The following is a 24,201-nucleotide window of genomic DNA, read 5'->3' as shown; positions in this document are numbered from 1 at the left end:
AAAGACTATGACGCAAATCGACCGCCTGCTCGGCATTATGAAACGCCTGCGCGACCCGGAAAACGGCTGCCCATGGGACAAAGAGCAGACATTCGCGACCATCGCCCCGTACACGCTTGAAGAGACCTACGAAGTGCTGGACGCCATTTCTCGCGAGGATTTTGACGACCTGCGCGGCGAGCTGGGCGATCTGCTGTTCCAGGTGGTGTTCTACGCCCAGATGGCGCAGGAAGAGGGGCGTTTTAACTTTGACGATATCTGCGCGGCCATCAGCGACAAGCTGGAGCGCCGTCATCCGCACATTTTTGGCGATGCCACCGCAGGCAACAGCACGGAAGTGCTGGCGCGCTGGGAAGCGATCAAAAGCGCCGAACGCGCGGAAAAATCCCAACACTCTGCGCTGGACGACATCCCGCTGAACCTGCCCGCGCTGATGCGCGCCCATAAAATTCAGAAACGCTGTTCTGCCGTTGGCTTTGACTGGGCCTCCCTCGGCCCGGTGCTGGATAAAGTGCATGAAGAAATTGATGAAGTGATGCACGAAGCGCAGCAGGCCGTGGTGGATGAGGCGAAACTTGAGGAGGAGATGGGCGATCTGCTGTTTGCCACCGTCAATCTTTCGCGCCACCTGGGTGTAAAAGCGGAAACTGCGCTGCAAAAAGCCAACATAAAGTTTGAACGACGCTTTCGCGAAGTCGAACGCATTGTGGCCTCGCGCGGCCTGGAAATGACCGGGATTGACCTTGATGTGATGGAAGAGGTGTGGCAGGAAGTAAAACGCCAGGAATCTGATCTCTAACGGTATTTTGCGATCAAGCGCAATTTGTGTGATTTTTTAAATGACAAGCGCTTGATTTGCGTCAAAAACATTTACCCAAAAGGGGCTATTTTCTCACTCCTTATGTTTGTCATGGCCTGGAATGGAGACGGAGAATGAATGTTTGTGGCGCTCGCCGTGTTCGGGTATACTACTTTCCCGTCCTGGTTATTCCATCGTTTCACTCTAACTTCTCAGGTTCAGCATGACAACGAACTATATTTTTGTGACCGGCGGGGTCGTATCCTCTCTGGGTAAAGGCATTGCCGCAGCCTCCCTCGCAGCCATTCTTGAAGCCCGTGGCCTCAATGTGACCATGATGAAACTGGATCCGTACATCAACGTCGATCCGGGTACCATGAGTCCAATCCAACACGGGGAAGTGTTCGTTACTGAAGACGGCGCTGAAACCGATCTGGATCTTGGCCACTACGAGCGTTTCATCCGCACCAAAATGACCCGTCGTAACAACTTCACGACTGGCCGCATCTACTCTGACGTTCTGCGTAAAGAGCGCCGTGGCGACTATCTGGGCGCGACCGTTCAGGTTATCCCGCACATTACCAATGCCATCAAAGAGCGTATTGTCGCCGGTGGCGAAGGCCATGACGTGGTGCTGGTTGAAATCGGCGGTACCGTAGGCGATATCGAATCCCTGCCGTTCCTGGAAGCGATTCGCCAGCTGGCGGTGGATATTGGTCGTGAGCACGCGCTGTTCATGCACCTGACGCTGGTGCCTTACATGGCAGCCGCAGGTGAAGTGAAAACCAAACCGACGCAGCACTCGGTAAAAGAACTGCTTTCTATTGGTATTCAGCCAGATATCCTGGTGTGCCGCTCCGATCGCGCGGTGCCAGCGAACGAACGTGCGAAAATTGCATTGTTCTGTAACGTGCCGGAAAAAGCCGTTATTTCAATGAAAGACGTCGATTCCATTTATAAAATCCCGGGCCTGTTGAAATCACAGGGCCTGGACGATTATATTTGTAAACGATTCAGCTTGAACTGTCCGGAAGCTAACCTGTCTGAATGGGAACAGGTTATTTATGAAGAAGCGAACCCGGCAGGCGAAGTGACTATCGGCATGGTAGGTAAGTACATTGAACTGCCAGATGCCTATAAGTCAGTTATCGAAGCGCTGAAACACGGTGGTCTGAAAAACCGCGTTTCCGTGAACATCAAGCTGATTGATTCGCAGGATGTTGAAACGCGTGGCGTCGAAATCCTGAAAGATCTGGATGCGATTCTGATCCCTGGCGGTTTCGGCTACCGCGGTGTAGAAGGCAAGATCGCCACCGCGCGCTATGCGCGTGAAAACAATATTCCTTACCTCGGCATTTGCCTGGGTATGCAGGTTGCGCTGATTGAATTTGCGCGCAACGTCGCGGGGATGGAAAACGCGAACTCTACGGAATTTGTGCCAGACTGTAAGTACCCTGTCGTGGCGCTTATCACTGAATGGCGTGACGAAGAAGGTAACGTCGAAGTCCGTACCGAGAAGAGCGATCTGGGTGGCACTATGCGTCTTGGCGCACAGGCCTGCCAGCTGTCCGACGATAGCGTGGTTCGCAAGCTGTATGGCGAACCGACCATTACCGAGCGCCATCGTCACCGCTATGAAGTCAACAACATGTTGTTGAAACAGATTGAAGCTGCGGGCCTGCGCGTTGCGGGCCGCTCCGGGGACGATCAGTTAGTCGAGATCATCGAGGTACCAAACCATCCGTGGTTCGTTGCCTGCCAATTCCACCCGGAATTTACTTCAACGCCGCGTGACGGGCATCCGCTGTTTGCAGGCTTCGTGAAAGCCGCCAGCGATTACCAGAAGCGTCAGGCGAAGTAAAAAAAGTTAGAACGGCAACGCGTACCTTTGGTACGCGTTGTTTGTCTGGAGTTTTAGTTTAACTTGTACTGAGGAAAATCTAATGTCCAAAATCGTTAAAGTCATCGGTCGTGAAATCATCGACTCCCGTGGTAACCCGACCGTTGAAGCTGAAGTTCATCTGGAAGGTGGTTTCGTCGGTATGGCAGCTGCTCCATCAGGTGCTTCTACGGGTTCCCGCGAAGCGCTGGAACTGCGCGATGGCGACAAATCCCGCTTCATGGGCAAAGGCGTCCTGAAAGCTGTTGGCGCTGTAAACGGCCCTATTGCTCAGGCAATCCTTGGCAAAGATGCCAAAGACCAGGCTGGCATCGACAAGATCATGATCGATCTGGACGGTACTGAAAACAAATCTAACTTCGGTGCGAACGCAATCCTGGCCGTGTCTCTGGCTAACGCCAAAGCGGCAGCTGCGGCTAAAGGTCAGCCACTGTTCGAGCACATCGCTGAACTGAACGGCACCCCAGGCAAATACTCCATGCCTGTACCAATGATGAACATCATCAACGGTGGTGAGCACGCAGACAACAACGTTGATATTCAGGAATTCATGATTCAGCCAGTTGGCGCGAAATCCCTGAAAGAAGCGGTACGTATGGGTTCTGAAGTGTTCCACAACCTGGCTAAAGTTCTGAAAGCTAAAGGTATGAACACTGCTGTAGGTGACGAAGGTGGCTACGCGCCAAACCTGGGCTCTAACGCAGAAGCACTGGCTGTTATCGCTGAAGCGGTTAAAGCAGCAGGCTACGAGCTGGGCAAAGACATCACCCTGGCGATGGACTGTGCAGCATCTGAATTCTACAAAGACGGTAAATACGTTCTGGCTGGCGAAGGCAACAAAGCGTTCACCTCCGAAGAGTTCACTCACTTCCTGGAAGACCTGACCAAACAGTACCCAATCGTTTCTATCGAAGACGGTCTGGACGAGTCTGACTGGGATGGTTTCGCATACCAGACCAAAGTACTGGGCGACAAAATCCAGCTGGTTGGTGACGATCTGTTCGTAACCAACACCAAGATCCTGAAAGAAGGCATCGAGAAAGGCATCGTTAACTCCATCCTGATCAAATTCAACCAGATCGGTTCTCTGACCGAAACTCTGGCTGCGATCAAAATGGCGAAAGACGCTGGCTACACCGCTGTTATCTCTCACCGTTCTGGCGAAACTGAAGATGCGACCATTGCTGACCTGGCAGTGGGTACCGCTGCAGGCCAGATCAAAACCGGTTCTATGAGCCGTTCTGACCGTGTTGCTAAATACAACCAGCTGATTCGTATCGAAGAAGCGCTGGGCGAAAAAGCACCATACAATGGCCGTAAAGAGATCAAAGGTCAGGCTTAATCCTGAACCTGCGTTCTGATAAAAACCCGCTTCGGCGGGTTTTTTTATGTCTGCGCTAAAGCAGCTCTCGCACATGACCTTGAGGGCAACATCTGCGATAATTAGTGTTCACCCCATTAACAGAGTTGACTATGCAGTACCCGATTAACGAGATGTTCCAGACCCTGCAAGGCGAGGGTTACTTTACCGGCGTTCCCGCTATTTTTATTCGTTTACAGGGATGCCCGGTTGGCTGCGCCTGGTGTGATACCAAACATACGTGGGATAAACTCGCAGATCGGGAAGTGTCGCTGTTTAGCATTCTGGCGAAAACCAAAGAGAGCGATAAGTGGGGCGCGGGCAACGCGGAAGATCTGCTGGCTATCATCGGCCGTCAGGGCTGGACGGCGCGCCATGTGGTGATCACCGGCGGTGAACCCTGCATTCACGACTTAATGCCGTTGACCGAACTGCTTGAGAAGAACGGCTATAGCTGCCAGATCGAAACCAGCGGCACCCATGAAGTTCGCTGCTCTCACACGACCTGGGTCACGGTCTCGCCGAAGGTAAACATGCGCGGCGGATACGACGTGCTGTCTCAGGCGCTGGAACGCGCGGATGAGATTAAACATCCGGTTGGCCGCGTGCGGGATATCGAAGCCCTGGACGAACTGCTGGCGACGCTGACGGATGAAAAACAGCGTATCATTGCGCTACAGCCCATCAGCCAGAAAGAGGATGCCACGCGCCTGTGCATCGAAACCTGCATTGCGCGTAACTGGCGTCTGTCTATGCAAACGCATAAGTACCTGAATATTGCTTAAAAAAAAGCCCGGTGGCGCTAGCGCTTACCGGGCCTGTTTTGTAGGCCGGATAAGACGCTTTGCGTCGCCATCCGGCGCTTAGCTTCACTCGCCGCGATAGATACAGCCTGCCGTGCAGGTCTCTTTGATCATCACCGCGCTGAGCAGCGGCACCAGCGGTTTCACCTGATCCCAAATCCATTTTGCCAGCACTTCGCTGGTCGGGTTTTCAAGGCCCGGAATATCGTTCAGATAGTAGTGATCCAGACGATCGTACGTCGGTTTGAACGCCGCTTTCAGCTCGGCGAAATCCATGATCCAACCGGTATGCGGATCGACTTCACCTGTGATTTCAAGACGCACCATAAAAGAGTGCCCGTGCAGACGGCCACATTTGTGCCCGGCGGGAACGTGTGGAAGATGGTGTGCGGCTTCGAAGATGAAATCTTTAAACAGTGTGGTGGACATCATGAACTCTCAAATAATGCGGAAAAAACCGCCGCATAGTACCGGAAAGCACATTTTTTAGCATTAACTAAAACGGCCTTTACAGTGACGGCTGCAAAAAGTGACCCAAATTATGGTTTTTATTTTTCTATATCAGTAACTTAATTAATCGCTTTTATCGTTAAGAACGATAACTAAAACAGGTTAGTTCATTTGGTTATTAATTATTTCCATCCCTTCTTTAATTGTTATTATCCTCGCCGTTAACCTTATCTTCAGTTTGGATTTATTCGCTTAAAGTCCGCTTTGCTACTGGAACATAACGACGCATGACAACACAGGCCCCACCTTCAAACTTGCTTCCGCTAAACCCGGAGCAACTGGCGCGCCTTCAGGCCGCGACCACTGATTTTTCACCCACACAGCTCGCCTGGGTCTCCGGCTATTTCTGGGGAATGTTGAACCAGCAGCCTGGTGCTGTGGCGACGGCGCCTGCTGCTGTCGCACAACCCGCGACCATTACGCTGATTTCCGCCTCGCAGACGGGTAACGCGCGCCGCGTGGCAGAGCAGCTTCGCGATGATCTGCTGGCAGCCAAACTGAACGTGAACCTGGTGAATGCCGGGGAGTATAAATTCAAACAAATCGCGTCGGAAAAACTGCTGGTGGTGGTGGCCTCTACCCAGGGTGAAGGTGAACCCGCTGAAGAAGCGGTAGCGTTGCATAAGTTCCTGTTCTCGAAGAAAGCCCCTAAGCTTGAGGGTACCGCCTTTGCCGTGTTCGGCCTGGGGGATACTTCCTATGAATTCTTCTGCCAGTCCGGAAAAGATTTCGACAGCAGGCTGGCGGAACTGGGCGCAGAGCGTCTGCTGGATCGCGTGGATGCGGATGTGGAATACCAGCCCGCGGCGGCCGAGTGGCGTGCACGTATTGTTGGCGTGCTGAAATCGCGCGTCCCGCAAGAGTCCCCGGCCCAGGCGGCGGTTACCGCCGCTGGCGCAGTGAACGATATTCACACCAGCCCGTATACCAAAGAAGAGCCGCTGACGGCGAGCCTCTCCGTTAATCAGAAAATTACCGGTCGCGACTCTGAAAAAGACGTTCGCCATATCGAAATCGATCTCGGTGACTCTGGCCTGCGCTACCAGCCGGGCGATGCGCTGGGCGTCTGGTATCAGAACGACCCTGCGTTAGTGAACGAGCTGGTGGAGCTGCTGTGGCTGAAGGGCGATGAACCCGTCACCCTGGACGGCAAAACGCTGCCGCTTGCCGAAGCACTGCAGTGGCATTTTGAGCTGACGGTGAATACCGCCAATATCGTTGAGAACTACGCCACCTTAACGCGCAGCGAATCGCTGCTGCCGCTGGTGGGCGATAAAGCGAAGCTGCAGCATTACGCGGCGACCACGCCGATTGTCGATATGGTGCGTTTCTCTCCGGCACAGCTGGATGCCGACGCCCTGATCGGCCTGCTGCGCCCGCTGACGCCGCGCCTGTACTCCATTGCCTCCTCGCAGGCAGAAGTGGAAAACGAAGTGCACGTCACCGTGGGCGTAGTACGTTACGACATCGAAGGCCGCGCGCGGGCTGGTGGAGCCTCGAGTTTCCTGGCCGACCGCGTGGAAGAAGAGGGCGACGTGCGCGTGTTCATTGAGCACAACGATAACTTCCGCCTGCCGGCCAACCCGGAAACGCCGGTCATTATGATTGGCCCGGGCACCGGCATCGCGCCGTTCCGCGCCTTTATGCAGCAGCGCGCCGCGGACGAGGCACCGGGCAAAAACTGGTTGTTCTTCGGCAACCCGCACTTTACCGAGGATTTCCTCTATCAGGTTGAGTGGCAGCGCTATGTCAAAGAGGGCGTGCTCTCGCGCATCGACCTGGCCTGGTCTCGCGACCAAAAAGAAAAAGTCTACGTACAAGACAAACTGCGCGAACAGGGCGCAGAGCTGTGGCGCTGGATCAATGACGGTGCCCACATTTATGTCTGCGGCGACGCCAATCGCATGGCGAAAGACGTTGAGCAGGCGTTACTGGAAGTGATTGCCGAATTCGGCGGTATGGACGTCGAAACGGCGGACGAGTTTTTAAGTGAGCTGCGCGTTGAGCGCCGTTATCAGCGAGATGTCTACTAATGAGCGAAAAACATCCTGGCCCACTGGTGGTCGAAGGCAAACTGTCTGATGCCGAGCGCATGAAGGTAGAGAGCAACTACCTGCGCGGCACCATTGCCGAAGATTTGAACGACGGTCTGACCGGCGGTTTCAAAGGCGATAACTTCCTGCTGATCCGTTTCCACGGGATGTACCAGCAGGACGACCGCGATATCCGCGCCGAGCGCGCGGAGCAGAAGCTGGAGCCGCGCCACGCGATGCTGCTGCGCTGCCGCCTGCCGGGTGGGGTGATCACCACGAAACAGTGGCAGGCGATCGACAAGTTTGCCGGTGAAAACACTATTTACGGCAGCATCCGTCTGACCAACCGTCAGACCTTCCAGTTCCACGGCATTCTGAAGAAGAACGTCAAACCGGTGCATCAGATGCTGCACTCCGTGGGCCTGGACGCGCTGGCAACCGCCAACGACATGAACCGTAACGTGCTCTGCACCTCGAACCCGTACGAGTCCGAGCTGCATGCCGAAGCCTACGAATGGGCGAAGAAGATCTCCGAACATCTGCTGCCGCGCACCCGCGCCTATGCGGAGATCTGGCTCGATCAGGAAAAAGTCGCGACCACCGACGAAGAACCGATCCTTGGCCAGACCTATCTGCCGCGTAAGTTCAAAACCACGGTGGTGATCCCGCCGCAGAACGATATCGATCTGCACGCCAACGACATGAACTTCGTGGCGATCGCTGAAAACGGCAAGCTGGTCGGCTTTAACCTGCTGGTGGGCGGTGGACTCTCCATTGAACACGGGAATAAGAAAACCTACGCTCGTACCGCGAGTGAGTTTGGCTACCTGCCGCTGGAGCACACGCTGGCCGTCGCGGAAGCGGTGGTTACGACCCAGCGCGACTGGGGAAACCGTACCGACCGTAAGAATGCCAAAACCAAATACACCCTTGAGCGCGTGGGCGTTGAGACGTTCAAAGAGGAAGTGGAGCGTCGCGCAGGTATTAAATTTGAACCGATCCGTCCTTATGAATTCACCGGTCGCGGAGATCGCATTGGCTGGGTGAAAGGTATCGACGATAACTGGCACCTGACGCTGTTTATCGAAAATGGCCGTATCCTGGATTATCCGGGCCGTCCGCTGAAAACCGGTCTGCTGGAAATTGCAAAAATTCACCAGGGCGAGTTCCGCATTACCGCTAACCAGAACCTGATTATTGCCGGCGTGCCGGAAAGTCAGAAGGCGACGATCGAGGCGCTGGCGCGGGAACACGGATTGATGAACGCCGTGAAGCCGCAGCGCGAAAACTCGATGGCCTGCGTGTCATTCCCGACCTGCCCGCTGGCGATGGCCGAGGCGGAACGCTTCCTGCCATCGTTTACCGACAAGGTCGAAGCGATTCTTCAAAAATACGGTATCCCGGACGAGCATATTGTTATGCGCGTTACCGGCTGCCCGAACGGCTGTGGCCGTGCGATGCTGGCCGAGCTGGGGCTGGTTGGCAAAGCGCCGGGCCGCTACAACGTTCACCTTGGCGGTAACCGTATGGGGACACGTATTCCACGGATGTACCGCGAAAACATCACGGAGCCGGAAATTCTCGATTCCATTGACCAGCTTGTCGGGCGCTGGGCGAAAGAGCGCGAAGCGGGTGAAGGCTTCGGCGACTTTACGGTACGTGCGGGCATCATCCGCCCGGTGCTCGATCCCGCACGGGATTTTTGGGAGTAACATCCCGACGGTTTAACAGGTGTTGTAGGCCGGGCATACGCCGTGCCGCCCGGCAAAACAGGCTAACGAGGTCTTTATGTCCGTACTCGATCTAAACGCGCTTAACGCATTGCCAAAAGTCGAACGTATTCTGGCTCTCGCAGAAACCAACGCGCATCTCGAAACGCTGGACGCCGAAGGGCGCGTGGCGTGGGCGCTGGAAAACCTGCCGGGTGACTATGTGCTCTCGTCGAGCTTCGGGATTCAGGCGGCGGTCAGCCTGCATCTGGTGAACCAGATCCGCCCGGACATTCCGGTGATCCTCACCGATACCGGCTACCTGTTCCCGGAAACCTACCGGTTTATTGACGAACTGACGGACAAGCTCAAGCTGAACCTGAAGGTCTACCGCGCGACGGAAAGCGCGGCCTGGCAGGAGGCACGCTACGGCAAGCTGTGGGAGCAGGGCATTGAGGGCATTGAGAAATACAATGAGCTTAACAAGGTCGAGCCGATGAACCGGGCATTAAAAGAGCTGAATGCGCAAACCTGGTTTGCCGGTTTGCGTCGCGAGCAGTCCGGTAGCAGGGCCTCGCTGCCAGTACTGGCGGTGCAGCGCGGCGTGTTTAAGGTGCTGCCAATCATCGACTGGGATAACCGGACGGTATATCAGTATCTGCAAAAACACGGGTTGAAATACCATCCGCTGTGGGATGAAGGCTATCTGTCGGTAGGGGATACCCACACCACGCGTAAATGGGAGCCGGGCATGGCCGAAGAAGAGACGCGCTTCTTCGGGCTGAAGCGCGAATGCGGGTTGCACGAAGGGTGATCATCTTTCAGCCCTCTCCCTATGGGTGAGGGCATCAGACCGTGCTTAAACCTTTGCCCGGTGGCGCTGCGCTTACCGGGCCTACGGGCGATGGGGTTTTCTCCCTCTCCCTGTGGTGCTGCGCTTACCGGGCCTACGGGTGATGGGGGTTTGCTCCCTCTCCCTGTGGGAGAGGGTTGGGGTGAGGGCATCTGGCCGCACGATACTAAAAAACCTCAGGCTTTCCCTGCTTTCGCCAGCTCCTTCACCAGCGGCAGCATCACCTTCACGACGTCGCGGCTGCGGTGCTCAATCCGCTTCGGCAGGGCACTGTCAATGTGCTGCTGGTTATCCAGCCTGATGTCATGCCAGCTTGTTCCGTCGGGGAAGGATTTGGATTTGGCGCGCTGCTGATAGCCATCTTTTTGACCCAGCCCCCAGTTGGTGGCCTCGACGTACAGCACCGGGATTCCCGCTTTATCAAACACTTCACCGTCGTTGCAGCAGCCGGTGCCTTTAGGGTAATCCGGGTTACCGCCAGGGTTCGTAGAGGCATAGACCCCGTGACTGCGTGCAATAGCCAGTGCTCTGTCGCGCGTTAATTTACGCACGGTGCTCGGGGTGCTCTGTCCGCTATTGAAATAAAGCTTATCGCCAACGATCAAATTATCGAGGTTAATCACCAGCAGCGTATTTTTCTTCTCGTCATTGCTCATGCGCTTTAGGAGATTCTCAGCGCCGAGTTTTCCTTCCTCTTCACCGCTGGTCGCAATAAAACGAATGCCGTATTCCGTCGGGATATTTTTCAGCCGTTCGGCCAGCTCAAGCATGACGCCGAGGCCCGCCGCGTTATCGTCAATTCCCTGTAACGTCAGCCCGCCGAGATTATTATCGGTGTCGGCGTCACTCATCGGCGCAAAGGTATCGAGATGCGCCATGATGATAATCTGCTCGGCTGATTTTCCCTCATGCGCGGCAATGACGGTACTGCCGGTCACGTTGTGCCAGTTTTTCATTTTATTGCGCGAGGTATAGATATAGCGGCTGTGAAACGAGCGGATATCGCTCTGATAGCCCATATCGGCAAACTGCTGGCGAATATAGTCGGCGGAGAGCATCTCTGCTGGCGTGCCGGTCATGCGGCCAGGAAAGACCGTCGCAATATGCCGCGCCTGCTGGTTCGCGATTTCGCCCAGCGGTGGATTTTTGGCCTGAGCCGCAAAAATAAAGCAAACGCCGAACGCCAGAGCAGCAATACGGTGGCGCGTTGCGGAAAACATAGTGAGTCCTTAAAACAGAGCAAAATTTTAACTCGCGTAGTATGAAACTGTGATCCGGTATACACAATTTGAATTGCGCTTAAATGCCCGAATTTTCGCGAGTTAAGCACTTTTTGATATTTGCTTTTCTGAGGCGTTATTCCATTGAGTAACTACTCATTCCAATTCGTAATTTCATTCGTTCTAAACCGCCCCCTATAGTCCCTCTATTCCTCATTTTTAGTTGAGCTGTCGCGTTGTGGATTACCTGCCTTTATTTGCTGCCATTAAAGATCGTCCGGTGCTGGTTGTTGGCTCGGGCGAGATCGCCGAACGCAAAATTGCCTTTTTGCGGCGGGCTGGCGCGCGCATACAGGTGATCGAAGGCGAGGATTTTCACGACTCATTGCTCGATAACGTGGTGCTGGTGATTGCCGCCACCGACGATCGCGCGGTTAATCGCCGGGTCTTCGACGCCGCCAATGCGCGCCACCGTCTGGTCAACGTGGTGGATGACCAGCCGCTCTGCTCATTTATCTTTCCCTCGATTGTCGATCGTTCCCCGCTGCTGATTGCTATCTCCTCGGGTGGGAATGCGCCCGTGCTGGCGCGCCTGCTGCGTGAAAAGCTTGAAGCGCTGCTTCCCGCAAGCCTCGGACGGATGGCGGAGGTGGCAGGGAACTTCCGCGAGCGGCTCAAAACGCAGGTGAAAACCACCGACGGACGCCGTCGATTCTGGGATCGTGCCTTCCGGGGACGCTTCGCCAGCCTGATGGCCGCGGGCAATGAACGTGAGGCGGGGGAGGTGCTGGAAGCCTCGCTGACGCAGCCCGAGCAGGCGCAGGGGGAAATTATTCTGGTGGGTGCCGGGCCGGGCGATGCGGGGCTGTTGACCCTGCGCGGCCTGCAGGTGATCCAGCAGGCGGATGTCGTCTTTTACGATCATCTGGTCACCGACGGCGTGCGCGAACTGATCCGCCGCGACGCAGAGCAAATCTGCGTGGGCAAACGCGCCGGTGAGCACTCGGTGGCGCAGCATGAGACCAATGCAATGCTGGTTGCGGCGGCAAAAGCGGGCAAAACCGTGGTGCGCCTGAAGGGCGGCGATCCCTTTATCTTCGGGCGCGGCGGCGAGGAGCTGCAGGCGGCGGCCGACGCGGGCGTACCGTTCCAGGTGGTGCCCGGCATTACGGCGGCTTCCGCTGTCACGGCCTACGCCGGCATTCCGCTGACGCATCGCGATTATGCCCAGAGCGTGACTTTTGTCACCGGCCATTACAAGGCCGACAGCACGCCGTTTGACTGGTCGCATCTGGCCCAGAGCCGTCAGACGCTGGCGATCTACATGGGCACCATGAAAGCGGCCGACATCAGCGAACAGCTTATTCAGCACGGTCGCGACGCCACGACGCCCGTTGCCGTGATTTCACGCGGCACGCGCGTCGATCAGCACGTCGCGACCGGCACATTACACGACCTTGCACGCCTCGCGAAAGACGCGCCCATGCCCGCCCTGATCGTGGTGGGGGAAGTGGTGCAGCTGCACGACACGCTCGCCTGGTTTCAACATACAACAGACGCAGAGAACCTCCGTTCTTCTGTGGTGACTCTGGCTTAAGGAACGGTTATGGACCAAAAACGACTTACTCACCTGCGGCAGCTCGAAGCGGAAAGTATCCATATTATCCGCGAAGTGGCGGCCGAGTTCTCTAATCCGGTGATGATGTACTCCATCGGCAAAGACTCCAGCGTAATGCTGCATCTGGCGCGTAAAGCGTTTTATCCGGGCACGCTGCCGTTCCCGCTGCTGCACGTTGATACCGGCTGGAAATTCCGTGAGATGTATGAGTTCCGCGACCGTACCGCCAAAGCCTATGGCTGCGAGCTGCTGGTGCATAAAAACCCGGAAGGGGTGGCGATGGGCATTAACCCGTTCGTGCACGGCAGCGCAAAACACACTGACATCATGAAAACCGAAGGGTTAAAGCAGGCGCTGAATAAATACGGCTTTGACGCGGCCTTTGGCGGCGCGCGCCGTGATGAAGAAAAATCCCGCGCCAAAGAGCGTATCTACTCCTTCCGCGACCGTTTCCACCGCTGGGACCCGAAAAACCAGCGCCCGGAGCTGTGGCACAACTACAACGGCCAGATTAACAAAGGTGAAAGCATCCGCGTCTTCCCGCTCTCCAACTGGACCGAGCTGGATATCTGGCAGTATATCTTCCTGGAAAATATCGACATCGTTCCGCTGTACCTGGCCGCCGAACGTCCGGTGCTGGAGCGTGACGGCATGCTGATGATGATCGATGACGATCGCATCGACCTGCAGCCGGGCGAGGTGATCAAAAAACGGATGGTGCGCTTCCGGACGCTCGGCTGCTGGCCGTTGACCGGCGCGGTGGAATCCAGTGCGCAAACGCTGCCGGAGATCATCGAAGAGATGCTGGTCTCGACCACCAGTGAACGACAGGGCCGCGTGATTGACCGCGACCAGGCAGGCTCCATGGAGCTGAAGAAACGTCAGGGTTATTTCTAAGGAGCCGCCATGAACACCACGATTGCACAACAAATTGCCGATGAAGGCGGGGTTGAAGCCTACCTGCATGCTCAGCAGCATAAAAGCCTGTTGCGCTTTCTGACCTGCGGCAGCGTCGATGACGGGAAAAGTACCCTGATCGGCCGCCTGCTGCACGACACGCGCCAGATTTATGAAGATCAGCTCTCGTCGCTGCATAACGACAGCAAACGTCACGGGACTCAGGGCGAAAAGCTCGACCTGGCGCTGCTGGTGGACGGCCTGCAGGCAGAGCGCGAGCAGGGCATCACCATCGACGTGGCCTACCGCTATTTCTCTACCGAGAAGCGTAAATTTATTATTGCCGACACGCCGGGACACGAGCAGTACACCCGCAACATGGCGACCGGTGCGTCCACCTGCGACCTGGCGATCCTGCTGATGGATGCCCGTAAAGGCGTGCTGGATCAGACCCGTCGACACAGCTTCATCTCTACGCTACTGGGGATCAAACATCTGGTGGTGGCGGTCAACAAAATGGACCTGGTGGACTACAGCGAAGAGACCTTCAACCGGATCCGTGAAGAGTATCTGACCTTTGCCGAACAGCTGCCGGGCAATCTCGATATTCGTTTCGTGCCGCTTTCCGCGCTCGAAGGGGATAACGTTGCCTCTCAGAGCGCCAGCATGCCGTGGTACACCGGCCCGACGCTGCTGGAGATGCTTGAAACCGTGCAAATTCAGCGCGTGGTGGAGACACAGCCGATGCGCTTCCCGGTGCAGTACGTTAACCGGCCTAACCTCGATTTCCGCGGCTTCTCGGGCACGGTTGCCTCCGGCACCGTGCAGGTTGGCCAGCGCGTAAAAGTGCTGCCGTCCGGCGTGGAATCCACGGTTGCCCGCATCGTCACCTTCGATGGAGACCTGCCGGAAGCGGGAGCTGGCGAAGCGGTGACGCTGGTGCTGAAAGACGAAATTGATATCAGCCGTGGCGATCTGTTGGTCGACGTCAGTGAAACGCTGGCGGCGGTGCAGGGTGCGTCTGTCGACGTAGTGTGGATGGCCGAGCAGCCGCTGACCGCGGGGCAAAGCTACGACATCAAAATCGCGGGCAAGAAAACCCGCGCCCGGGTGGACGGTATTCAGTATCAGGTTGATATCAACAACCTGACCCAGCGCGATGTCAATGAACTGCCGCTGAACGGTATCGGTCTGGTGGACTTTACGTTCGACGAGCCGCTGGTGCTGGATCCTTATCAGCAGAACCCGGTCACGGGCGGGCTGATCGTGATCGACAGGCTGACGAACGTCACCGTGGGTGCCGGAATGGTGCGAGAGCCAAACGCGCAGGCTGCGGTGAGCGCTGAATTCAGCGCCTTTGAGCTGGAGCTAAACGCGCTGGTGCGTAAGCACTTCCCGCACTGGGGCGCGCGCGATTTGCTGGGAGGCAAGTAATGGCCGCTCACGATGAGAACGTCGTCTGGCATCCTCATCCGGTCACCGTTGCCCAGCGCGAACAACTCCACGGCCACCGTGGGGTTGTGCTGTGGTTTACCGGGCTGTCCGGCTCGGGAAAATCGACGGTCGCGGGCGCGCTGGAGGAGGCGTTACATCAGCAGGGGGTAAGCACTTACCTGCTGGATGGTGACAACGTGCGCCACGGCCTGTGCAGTGATTTAAGGTTCAGTGATGAAGACCGCAAGGAGAATATCCGCCGTGTGGGGGAAGTTGCCAGCCTGATGGCAGATGCCGGGCTGGTGGTGCTCACCGCGTTTATCTCACCGCACCGCGCCGAGCGCCAGATGGTACGCGAGCGCGTCGGGCACCATCGCTTTATCGAAGTGTTCGTCGATACCCCGCTGGAGATTTGCGAATCGCGCGATCCGAAAGGGCTGTACAAGAAAGCGCGGGCGGGCGAACTGCGAAATTTCACCGGCATTGACGCGGTTTACGAAGCGCCTGATTCCCCAGAGATTCATCTGGATGGTCAACAATTGGTAACAAATTTAGTAAGCCAATTATTAGACCTGCTCAGGCGGGACGATATTATCAGATCCTGAGGCGGTATCGTTCGGGAGCCGATTTCCCGAACGATGAGTCACGGTCACAGGATTAGCTATGCGTAACAGTGAAAACTACATTATCACCACCGGGTCGGAGCCGTTAACCACCGACGACGAGACGACCTGGTCCTTTCCTGGGGCTTTCGTCGGCTTCGTCTCGTGGCTACTGGCGCTGGGAATTCCGTTTCTCATCTACGGCGGTAACACGCTGTTCTTCTTCCTCTACACCTGGCCTTTCTTCCTGGCGCTGATGCCTGTCGCGGTGGTGGTCGGCATTGCGCTGCACTCCCTGCTCAATGGCAAACTGCTGTACAGCACCGTTGTCACGATTGTGACGGTGGTCCTGATGTTTGGCCTGTTATTTTTGTGGCTCATGGGCTAACTTCAGCCATAATTCAAACCGTAACCAACAGTATGACGATATTGTGCAGGGCGATTCTGCAAAAAAAATGTGGTACATTTGCCCGCGATATTGCGGCATCTCTGTGACCCCGGCGTAGAGTCCAGGGGCGTTTTGGGATGAGGATGCCGTTTTTCAGGGGGCAGGATGGGTAAACTAACGCTGCTGTTGCTGGCTTTGCTGGTCTGGCTGCAATATTCGCTGTGGTTCGGTAAAAACGGACTGCACGACTACAGCCGGGTGAGCGATGACGTCGCGGCACAGCAGGCAACAAACGCCAAACTTAAGGCGCGAAACGATCAACTCTTTGCTGAAATTGACGACCTCAATGGCGGTCAGGAGGCGATTGAGGAACGCGCACGCAATGAACTCAGTATGACTAAGCCGGGCGAAACCTTTTATCGTCTGGTTCCGGATGCGTCTAAACGCAATCAGGGCTCAGCACAAAACAATCGATAATCAGGCCCAGGATTACGACATGGCAGTAACTTTTTCGGACGTATGCGCCGTGGTGCCGGCCGCGGGTTTTGGCCGGCGCATGCAGACAGAATGTCCCAAGCAGTATCTCTCAATTGGCGATAAAACGATCCTTGAGCACGCCGTGGCGGCGCTGCTGGCGCACCCGCGTGTGACCCACGTCGTTATCGCAATCAGCCCGGGCGATGTGCGTTTTGCACAGCTGCCGCTGGCAAATCATCCGCAGATTACGGTTGTTGATGGCGGTGCCGAACGCGCCAATTCCGTGCTGGCTGGCATTCAGGCCGCCAGAAACGCGCAGTGGGTGCTGGTGCATGACGCCGCGCGCCCGTGTCTGCACCCGGACGACCTGGCGCGCCTGCTGGCACTTAGCGAAACCAGCCGGGTCGGTGGCATTCTGGCCGCCCCGGTGCGCGATACCATGAAGCGCGCCGAACCGGGCAAGCAGGCTATCGCCCATACCGTTGAACGCGTCGATTTATGGCACGCGTTAACGCCGCAGTTTTTCCCCCGTGAATTACTCCATGACTGCCTGACGCGGGCGCTCAAAGAAGGTGCGACCATTACGGACGAAGCCTCTGCGCTGGAGTATTGCGGTTTCCACCCTGAGCTTATCGAAGGCCGCGCTGATAATATCAAAGTCACGCGCCCGGAAGATTTACGGCTCGCGGAATTTTATCTTACCCGTTCGACCCCTCAGGAGAAGGCATAATGCGAATTGGACACGGTTTTGATGTACACGCCTTTGGCGGAGAAGGCCCAATTATCATTGGCGGCGTACGCATTCCTTATGAAAAAGGTCTGCTGGCGCACTCTGATGGCGACGCCGCGCTCCATGCCCTGACGGACGCACTGCTCGGTGCCGCTGCGCTTGGCGATATCGGCAAACTGTTCCCGGACACCGATCCGGCATTTAAAGGGGCGGACAGCCGCGAGCTGCTGCGCGAAGCCTGGCGTCGCATCCAGGCCAGGGGGTATACCCTCGGCAACGTTGACGTGACCATTATCGCCCAGGCCCCTAAAATGCTGCCGCATATTCCACAGATGCGCGTGTTTATCGCCGAAGATCTCGGCTGCCACATGGATGATGTCAACGTCAAAGCGACCACCACCGAGAAGCTCGGCTTTACCGGTCGCGGCGAAGGCATTGCCTGTGAAGCGGTGGCGCTGCTGGTGAAGGCGGCAAAATGACCGACTTCGATAACCTGACCTGGCTGCACGGAAAACCCGAGGGTCACGGCCTGCTGAAAGCCAGTCCGGAAGATTTTGTGGTGGTGGAAGACCTCGGTTTTGAGCCGGACGGCGAGGGTGAGCATATTCTGGTTCGCATCCTGAAAAACGGCTGCAACACCCGTTTCGTCGCCGATGCGCTGGCAAAATTCCTGAAAATTCACGCCCGTGAAGTGAGCTTCGCCGGGCAGAAAGACAAACATGCCGTTACTGAACAGTGGATCTGCGCCCGCGTGCCGGGCAATGCCATGCCCGATTTAAGCCAATTTGAGCTTGAAGGCTGTAAAGTGCTGGAGTACGCCCGCCACAAGCGCAAGCTGCGGCTGGGCGCGCTGAAAGGCAATGCGTTCACGGTGATTTTACGCGAAGTCACAAACCGCGATGACGTGGAAAAACGGCTGAACGCCATCCGCGAGCAGGGCGTGCCGAACTACTTTGGCGCGCAGCGCTTTGGTATTGGCGGCAGCAACCTGCAGGGCGCACTGCGCTGGGCGCAAAGCGATGCGCCGGTACGCGACAGGAATAAACGCAGTTTTTGGTTGTCTGCGGCCCGCAGTGCGTTGTTTAATCAGATGGTGAGCGAGCGGTTGAAAAAACCGGACGCGAATCAAGTTGTTGTCGGCGATGCGCTACAATTAGCGGGGCGCGGGAGCTGGTTTGTGGCAACGGCTGAAGAGCTGGCCGATGTCCAGGCGCGCGTGGACGCCAAAACGCTGATGATTACCGCAGCCTTGCCCGGCAAGGGCGACTGGGGAACGCAGGAGAGCGCGCTGGCCGCAGAACAGGCTGCCGTCGCGGATGCGCCGGAATTACAATCCTTGCTGGTGCGGGAAAAGGTCGAGGCAGCACGCCGTGCGATGCTGCTCTATCCGCAACAGCTGAGCTGGAACTGGTGGGATGACGTAACCGTTGAGTTGCGCTTCTGGCTGCCGGCAGGCAGTTTTGCCACCAGTGTTGTCAGGGAACTTATCAACACGTCGGGTGATTATGCGAATATTGCTGAGTAACGATGACGGGATCCATGCGCCAGGTATTCAGACGCTGGCGAAGCACCTCCGCGAATTTGCGGATGTGCAGGTCGTGGCTCCCGATCGTAACCGCAGTGGCGCGTCTAACTCTTTAACGCTGGAATCGTCGCTTCGGACGTTTACCTTTGATAACGGCGACATTGCCGTGCAGATGGGCACGCCGACCGACTGCGTCTTTCTGGGGGTGAACGCGCTGATGCGCCCGCGTCCGGATATCGTGGTATCGGGTATCAATGCCGGGCCAAATCTCGGTGATGACGTTATCTACTCCGGTACTGTGGCGGCAGCAATGGAAGGGCGTCACCTGGGGTTCCCGGCGCTGGCGGTGTCGCTGAATGGCTATACCCATTACGACACGGCGGCGGCGGTGACCTGCTCCATTCTTCGCGCACTTGGCCGCGAACCGCTGCGCACCGGGCGCATCCTCAACATCAATGTCCCTGATTTGCCGCTCGACGAGATCAAAGGCATCCGCGTGACGCGCTGCGGCAGCCGTCATCCGGCCGATAAGGTTATCCCGCAGGAAGATCCGCGCGGGAACACGCTGTACTGGATTGGACCGCCTGGCGACAAGTGCGACGCGGGACCCGATACCGACTTCGCGGCCGTTGATGAAGGGTATGTTTCCGTTACCCCTTTGCACGTAGATTTAACCGCTTACAGCGCGCATGATGTGGTATCGGACTGGCTGGATCGGGTCGGAGTGAACGCGCAATGGTAAGCAAACGTGTACAAACTCTTCTGGAACAATTACGCGCTCAGGGGATCGCGGACGAGCATGTGCTTGAGGCGCTTGCTCAGGTTCCCCGTGAGAAGTTTGTCGACGAGGCGTTTGAACATAAAGCCTGGGAAAACGTGGCGTTGCCTATCGGACAAGGCCAGACGATTTCACAGCCCTACATGGTGGCCCGCATGACGGAACTTCTGGAGTTGACGCCAGAATCACGCGTGCTGGAGATTGGCACCGGGTCGGGATATCAAACGGCCATTCTGGCGCACCTTGTGCACCATGTTTGCTCCGTTGAGCGCATTAAAGGGTTGCAGTGGCAGGCGCGTCGTCGCCTGAAACAACTTGATTTACATAATGTTTCGACACGACACGGTGATGGCTGGCAGGGTTGGAAGGCTCGCGCCCCGTTCGACGCCATTATCGTTACGGCAGCACCGCCTGAAATTCCCGCCGCGCTTCTGTCGCAGCTGGATGAAGGCGGCATTCTTGTCTTGCCCGTCGGGGACGAACATCAGCTTTTAAAGCGCGTTCGTCGACGCGGCGGCGAGTTTATTATCGATACCGTGGAAGCCGTGCGCTTCGTGCCTCTTGTGAAAGGGGAGCTGGCCTGAGACTCGGAAATTTCCAGGTTTATTAAGGCAAATACAGCGTATGGTGTGGCGCGAAAGGTTCGTGCCGTCACGGTTATTTTTCGTCACTAAAAGTCATTACATTCCTGGGGGATAAATGAGCGCGGGAAGCCCTAAATTCACCATCAGCCGTGTTGCGGCATTATCACTGGTTTCGCTCTGGCTGGCGGGCTGTTCAAATTCAAATAATCCACCTGCACCTGTTTCCTCCGTGGGCGGCAGCAGCGGCTCGGGCAACACGTCCAGCGGAATGTTGATCACGCCACCGCCTAAGATGGGCAATACGGCGGCGCAGCAAACACCACAAATTCAGCCGGTTCAGGCGCCTGTTACGCAGCCAACGCAGATTCAGCCAGCACAACAGCCTGTGCAGACCGAAAATGGCCGCATAGTGTATAACCGCAAGTATGGGAACATTCCGAAAGGAAGCTATACCGGTGGCAGCACCTACACCGTTAAGCGCGGCGATACGCTGTTCTATATTGCCTGGATCACCGGGAACGATTTCCGCGATCTGGCGCAGCGCAATAACGTCCAGGCCCCGTATGGACTGGAAGTGGGCCAAACGCTGCAGGTCGGCAATGCGACCGGCACGCCGCTGACGCCAGGTAATACCGTTTCGGCCGCAGACGTAACGGCGCAAAATAACAGCGTAAAACCTGCACAAAAAACCAGCACGGTAGTTGCTTCGCAACCGGTAATTACGTATTCTGAGGACTCAGGTGATCAGAGTGCTAACAAAATGTTGCCGAATAATAAAGGTACTGCGACGGTTGTCACAGCACCGGTGACGGCACCTGTGGTTAGCTCTACCGAACCGACTGCCAGCAGTATGACGTCCAGTTCGCCTATCTCAGCATGGCGCTGGCCGACTGATGGCAAGATTATTGAGAACTTTGCCACCTCTGAAGGGGGTAACAAAGGGATCGATATCGCAGGAAGTAAGGGACAGGCTATCATCGCGACCGCAGACGGACGCGTTGTGTATGCCGGTAACGCGCTGCGCGGTTACGGTAATCTTATTATCATAAAACATAACGATGATTATCTGAGTGCCTACGCCCATAACGACACTATGCTGGTCCGGGAACAACAAGAAGTTAAGGCGGGGCAAAAAATCGCTACCATGGGTAGCACCGGAACCAGTTCTACACGCTTGCATTTTGAAATTCGTTACAAGGGGAAATCCGTAAACCCGCTGCAGTATTTGCCGCAGCGATAAATTGACGAGGCAAGCCAGTCAGGGTGTCTCGTCCAGGGATCACGGGTAGGAGCCACCTTATGAGTCAGAATACGCTGAAAGTTCATGATTTAAATGAAGATGCGGAATTTGATGAGAACGGAGCAGAGGCTTTTGACGAAAAAGCCTTAGTAGAAGAGGAACCCAGTGATAACGATTTAGCTGAAGAAGAGCTGTTATCGCAGGGTGCCACACAGCGTGTGCTGGACGCGACTCAGCTTTACCTTGGGGAGATTGGTTATTCCCCTCTGTTAACGGCCGAAGAAGAAGTCTATTTCGCACGTCGTGCTTTGCGTGGTGATGTTGCCTCGCGCCGTCGCATGATTGAAAGTAACTTGCGTCTGGTCGTGAAAATTGCTCGCCGTTATGGCAATCGTGGTCTGGCTTTGCTTGACCTGATTGAAGAGGGCAACTTAGGTCTCATCCGCGCAGTTGAGAAGTTTGACCCGGAACGCGGGTTCCGTTTCTCAACCTACGCTACCTGGTGGATTCGTCAGACCATCGAACGGGCTATTATGAACCAAACCCGTACGATTCGACTGCCGATCCACATCGTCAAAGAGTTGAACGTCTATCTGCGTACTGCGCGCGAGTTGTCCCATAAACTGGACCACGAGCCGAGCGCTGAAGAGATTGCCGAACAACTGGATAAACCGGTTGATGACGTAAGCCGTATGCTGCGTCTCAACGAGCGCATTACCTCCGTTGACACCCCGCTGGGTGGCGACTCCGAGAAAGCGCTGCTGGACATCCTGGCCGATGAAAAAGACAACGGCCCGGAAGACACCACGCAGGACGATGACATGAAACAGAGCATCGTCAAATGGCTGTTCGAACTGAACGCCAAACAGCGTGAAGTACTGGCACGTCGTTTCGGTTTACTGGGGTATGAAGCTGCAACACTGGAAGACGTCGGCCGCGAAATTGGCCTGACCCGTGAACGTGTTCGTCAGATTCAGGTAGAAGGTCTGCGTCGCCTGCGTGAAATCCTGCAGGGGCAAGGTCTGAATATCGAAGCGCTGTTCCGCGAATAAGCACCCTTTCGTCAAAAAAGGCCCGTCGTGAGACGGGCCTTTTTCTTTTGCGCTACGCCTGTGCGGTTTCGTGCAGCAGCCGCCAGCTCACCGTATTTCCTTCCTGATTAAGCACCGCGGTTGACCCGCGCACGTTGACGGGGCAATCCGGGCGGGTTTGCGTCTCCCGGTAGTGCAGCACCGCGCCACCGTCCCACTGCTCAACCGTGGTGAGCCTGTCGATCCTTATTTTCAAACCGGGGCGGCTACCGCGCTGGTTTTCCAGGAAGCTGACCAGCGCCGCATGATCCAGATAAGTGCCACCCGGGGGAATCATCATAAAGTCCGGACGAAAGCGGGCGAGCAGGGCGTTAATGTCGCCTTCACCCTCTCCCAGCCACTGTTCGAGCGCCACGTGAAGATCAATAACTTCGGTTTCGTAGGGGGTCATACGTTCTCCTGTTGAAGCTGCCTCAGCACCTTCGCATTGTTAAGACGAATAACGGCCAGCAGGGGCAGTAACGTTACGCCTGCGGCAAAAAGAAAGATACCGTGCCACGCCGTAAGCGGCGGCAGGTAGCGCTGCGCCAGGCTAAGCAGCGCGGCTAACACCAGCGCCCCCAGAAAAAAGCTCAGCTGACGATTAAGGTTCCACAGCGCACTGGCGTCCGGCATCGCATCATGCGGGATTGTCAAAAACGCGCTGCTTTGCGCCGTGCTGCTGCACAGGCTACCGCCCGCGCCCATCAGGGTAAACGCCAGCACCGGCAGCGCGAACGGAGTATCTGGCCCGATACCGATAAGAAGCCCCATCCCGATAGCCTGCAAAAGACAGCCGAGCACGATGAGCGGCCGTGGGCCGGTACGGTTGAAGTAGCGCCCCGTTGCCGTGATGGCCACAAAAGAGGCCAGTGACCAGGGAAGCATCAGCGCCCCGGTTTCGGCAGGCGTCAGCCTGGCGATGCTTTGCAGGTAAAACATGCCTATCACGTTCACGCCGATGAACGTGCCGGGAACGCACAGGTAGACCAGCATGGAGAAGCGCAGCAGCGGATCCTTCAGCAGCGGGAGGTGAAGTAACCGCCTTGTCAGGGTCTGCTGCGGCTTTTCGTTGCGAAGCCACAGCCCGGCCAGGACAAAGGCGAGTGCGGCAACGGGCAGGGTAGCGAAAAAAATCCATCGCCAGCCGAGCGTCTGAACCAGCACGCCGCCCAGCGCGGGCGAGCATGCCGGTGCCAGCAGGGCCACCAGCATGACCGCCGAGGAGAGCCTGGCACGTTCGTGCGGCTTAAACTGCTGCCACGCCAGCGCCTGCCCAACCGGTATCAGCAATCCGCCGCCAAGCCCCTGAATTACACGCCAGGCGATCAGGCTGTCGAGCGTCGACGCCAGGCCCGCGGCGGCAGATGCGGCGCTAAACACAAAAAGCGAAAGCAGGATCAGGCGTTTGGGCCCCAGCAGGCGCGCCAGCATTGCGCTGAACGGGATGACCAGCGTCAGCCCGGCAATGTAGCCATTACTGACCCACGCAAGCGCGGAGGGCGTGGCGTGTAGCGCCTGGCCCATCGCCGGAAAGGCCACGCTGGCGATGAACATGTTAATCAGGTCGAGAAAAAAGCCGAGCAGAAACACAGCGGCGACCCTGGTGCGATACGTCATGGGAACTCCTCCAGTGAGGGCGTATCGTAGCGGTCGGTGCGACGCAGATAA

General features: G+C 56.6%; 24 protein-coding genes. 20 read left to right on the top strand and 4 right to left on the bottom strand.

Features of this window, described 5'->3' with window-relative positions; translation table 11 throughout:
* The first annotated feature begins 7 nt into the window (after positions 1 to 7).
* The 4 genes from mazG (at position 8) to queE (ending at position 4,844) form a co-directional block, all read left to right on the top strand.
* Positions 8 to 799 (top strand): nucleoside triphosphate pyrophosphohydrolase, encoded by a 792-nt coding sequence (gene mazG, locus QLG21_RS07545; protein WP_282484172.1) that lies wholly within the window; start codon positions 8 to 10, stop codon positions 797 to 799.
* A 223-nt stretch (positions 800 to 1,022) separates the two neighbouring features.
* Positions 1,023 to 2,660: a glutamine hydrolyzing CTP synthase gene (pyrG, locus tag QLG21_RS07540; RefSeq protein ID WP_006178258.1), complete on the top strand. Its 1,638-nt coding sequence runs from the start codon at positions 1,023 to 1,025 to the stop codon at positions 2,658 to 2,660.
* 82 nt (positions 2,661 to 2,742) lie between these two features.
* On the top strand, positions 2,743 to 4,041 hold the full coding sequence (eno, locus tag QLG21_RS07535; RefSeq protein WP_234671115.1) for a phosphopyruvate hydratase: 1,299 nt from the start codon (positions 2,743 to 2,745) through the stop codon (positions 4,039 to 4,041).
* A 131-nt stretch (positions 4,042 to 4,172) separates the two neighbouring features.
* Positions 4,173 to 4,844, top strand: coding sequence for a 7-carboxy-7-deazaguanine synthase QueE (gene queE / locus QLG21_RS07530; protein ID WP_006178255.1), 672 nt, complete (start codon positions 4,173 to 4,175; stop codon positions 4,842 to 4,844).
* An 84-nt stretch (positions 4,845 to 4,928) separates the two neighbouring features.
* Here the strand turns inward: queE and queD are convergent, their stop codons facing one another.
* Positions 4,929 to 5,294: a 6-carboxytetrahydropterin synthase QueD gene (queD, locus tag QLG21_RS07525; protein WP_167519829.1), complete on the bottom strand. Its 366-nt coding sequence runs from the start codon at positions 5,292 to 5,294 to the stop codon at positions 4,929 to 4,931.
* 305 nt (positions 5,295 to 5,599) lie between these two features.
* Between queD and cysJ the strand changes: the two genes are divergently transcribed.
* The 3 genes from cysJ to cysH all read left to right on the top strand — a co-directional run bounded on the left by cysJ (position 5,600) and on the right by cysH (position 9,928).
* Positions 5,600 to 7,405 (top strand): NADPH-dependent assimilatory sulfite reductase flavoprotein subunit, encoded by a 1,806-nt coding sequence (gene cysJ / locus QLG21_RS07520; protein ID WP_282484171.1) that lies wholly within the window; start codon positions 5,600 to 5,602, stop codon positions 7,403 to 7,405.
* Positions 7,405 to 9,117: an assimilatory sulfite reductase (NADPH) hemoprotein subunit gene (gene cysI, locus QLG21_RS07515; RefSeq protein WP_006178252.1), complete on the top strand. Its 1,713-nt coding sequence runs from the start codon at positions 7,405 to 7,407 to the stop codon at positions 9,115 to 9,117. Before cysJ ends, cysI begins: the two co-directional genes overlap by 1 nt.
* Positions 9,118 to 9,193: 76 nt before the next feature.
* A complete protein-coding gene (cysH, locus tag QLG21_RS07510; protein ID WP_282484170.1) occupies positions 9,194 to 9,928 on the top strand; it encodes a phosphoadenosine phosphosulfate reductase in 735 nt (244 codons plus the stop codon).
* A 215-nt stretch (positions 9,929 to 10,143) separates the two neighbouring features.
* On the opposite strand, the gene QLG21_RS07505 is transcribed toward cysH, so the two are convergent.
* Positions 10,144 to 11,187 (bottom strand): aminopeptidase, encoded by a 1,044-nt coding sequence (locus tag QLG21_RS07505; RefSeq protein WP_282484169.1) that lies wholly within the window; start codon positions 11,185 to 11,187, stop codon positions 10,144 to 10,146.
* 238 nt (positions 11,188 to 11,425) lie between these two features.
* Here QLG21_RS07505 and cysG point away from each other — a divergent pair, with 238 nt between their 5' ends.
* The 13 genes from cysG to rpoS all read left to right on the top strand — a co-directional run bounded on the left by cysG (position 11,426) and on the right by rpoS (position 22,512).
* Positions 11,426 to 12,784, top strand: coding sequence for a siroheme synthase CysG (gene cysG / locus QLG21_RS07500; protein WP_282484168.1), 1,359 nt, complete (start codon positions 11,426 to 11,428; stop codon positions 12,782 to 12,784).
* Between the two features lie 9 nt (positions 12,785 to 12,793).
* On the top strand, positions 12,794 to 13,702 hold the full coding sequence (gene cysD / locus QLG21_RS07495) for a sulfate adenylyltransferase subunit CysD (RefSeq protein ID WP_137849857.1): 909 nt from the start codon (positions 12,794 to 12,796) through the stop codon (positions 13,700 to 13,702).
* Positions 13,703 to 13,711: 9 nt separating this feature from the next.
* Positions 13,712 to 15,136: a sulfate adenylyltransferase subunit CysN gene (cysN, locus tag QLG21_RS07490; protein WP_137272761.1), complete on the top strand. Its 1,425-nt coding sequence runs from the start codon at positions 13,712 to 13,714 to the stop codon at positions 15,134 to 15,136.
* Positions 15,136 to 15,741 carry an adenylyl-sulfate kinase gene (gene cysC, locus QLG21_RS07485; protein ID WP_282484167.1) on the top strand — a complete coding sequence of 202 codons (606 nt, stop codon included), beginning with the start codon at positions 15,136 to 15,138 and terminating at the stop codon, positions 15,739 to 15,741. The genes cysN and cysC overlap by 1 nt, the downstream gene beginning before the upstream one ends.
* Positions 15,742 to 15,799: 58 nt before the next feature.
* Entirely contained in the window at positions 15,800 to 16,126 is a 327-nt protein-coding gene (locus QLG21_RS07480) for a DUF3561 family protein (RefSeq protein ID WP_006178238.1), read from the top strand.
* Positions 16,127 to 16,291: 165 nt separating this feature from the next.
* A complete protein-coding gene (ftsB, locus tag QLG21_RS07475) occupies positions 16,292 to 16,603 on the top strand; it encodes a cell division protein FtsB (protein ID WP_003862095.1) in 312 nt (103 codons plus the stop codon).
* Between the two features lie 19 nt (positions 16,604 to 16,622).
* Positions 16,623 to 17,333, top strand: a complete 711-nt coding sequence (gene ispD / locus QLG21_RS07470) for a 2-C-methyl-D-erythritol 4-phosphate cytidylyltransferase (RefSeq protein WP_282484166.1) — start codon at positions 16,623 to 16,625, stop codon at positions 17,331 to 17,333.
* Complete coding sequence (gene ispF, locus QLG21_RS07465) at positions 17,333 to 17,812, top strand: 2-C-methyl-D-erythritol 2,4-cyclodiphosphate synthase (RefSeq protein ID WP_282484165.1); 480 nt, start codon at positions 17,333 to 17,335, stop codon at positions 17,810 to 17,812. Before ispD ends, ispF begins: the two co-directional genes overlap by 1 nt.
* On the top strand, positions 17,809 to 18,858 hold the full coding sequence (gene truD / locus QLG21_RS07460) for a tRNA pseudouridine(13) synthase TruD (protein ID WP_088208637.1): 1,050 nt from the start codon (positions 17,809 to 17,811) through the stop codon (positions 18,856 to 18,858). The genes ispF and truD overlap by 4 nt, the downstream gene beginning before the upstream one ends.
* Positions 18,839 to 19,600 (top strand): 5'/3'-nucleotidase SurE, encoded by a 762-nt coding sequence (gene surE, locus QLG21_RS07455; RefSeq protein WP_006178231.1) that lies wholly within the window; start codon positions 18,839 to 18,841, stop codon positions 19,598 to 19,600. Before truD ends, surE begins: the two co-directional genes overlap by 20 nt.
* Positions 19,594 to 20,220, top strand: coding sequence for a protein-L-isoaspartate(D-aspartate) O-methyltransferase (locus QLG21_RS07450; protein WP_006178229.1), 627 nt, complete (start codon positions 19,594 to 19,596; stop codon positions 20,218 to 20,220). Before surE ends, QLG21_RS07450 begins: the two co-directional genes overlap by 7 nt.
* Before the next feature lie 115 nt (positions 20,221 to 20,335).
* The gene (nlpD, locus tag QLG21_RS07445; RefSeq protein ID WP_137849851.1) at positions 20,336 to 21,460 is read left to right on the top strand and encodes a murein hydrolase activator NlpD; all 1,125 of its coding nucleotides are present in this window, start codon (positions 20,336 to 20,338) and stop codon (positions 21,458 to 21,460) included.
* A gap of 59 nt (positions 21,461 to 21,519) precedes the next feature.
* A complete protein-coding gene (gene rpoS, locus QLG21_RS07440; protein ID WP_013098493.1) occupies positions 21,520 to 22,512 on the top strand; it encodes an RNA polymerase sigma factor RpoS in 993 nt (330 codons plus the stop codon).
* 52 nt (positions 22,513 to 22,564) lie between these two features.
* Here rpoS and QLG21_RS07435 read toward each other — a convergent pair whose 3' ends face one another.
* Both QLG21_RS07435 and QLG21_RS07430 read right to left on the bottom strand, forming a co-directional pair.
* Positions 22,565 to 22,942, bottom strand: a complete 378-nt coding sequence (locus tag QLG21_RS07435; RefSeq protein WP_137849850.1) for a DUF4440 domain-containing protein — start codon at positions 22,940 to 22,942, stop codon at positions 22,565 to 22,567.
* Positions 22,939 to 24,150 carry an MFS transporter gene (locus QLG21_RS07430; RefSeq protein WP_137849849.1) on the bottom strand — a complete coding sequence of 404 codons (1,212 nt, stop codon included), beginning with the start codon at positions 24,148 to 24,150 and terminating at the stop codon, positions 22,939 to 22,941. The genes QLG21_RS07435 and QLG21_RS07430 overlap by 4 nt, the downstream gene beginning before the upstream one ends.
* Positions 24,151 to 24,201 lie beyond the last annotated feature (51 nt).

Origin of the sequence: Enterobacter sp. V87_3 (genome assembly GCF_029967835.1) — a bacterium.
GTDB lineage: Bacteria > Pseudomonadota > Gammaproteobacteria > Enterobacterales > Enterobacteriaceae > Enterobacter > Enterobacter cancerogenus.
This window is presented reverse-complemented; position numbering and strand designations above follow the sequence as displayed.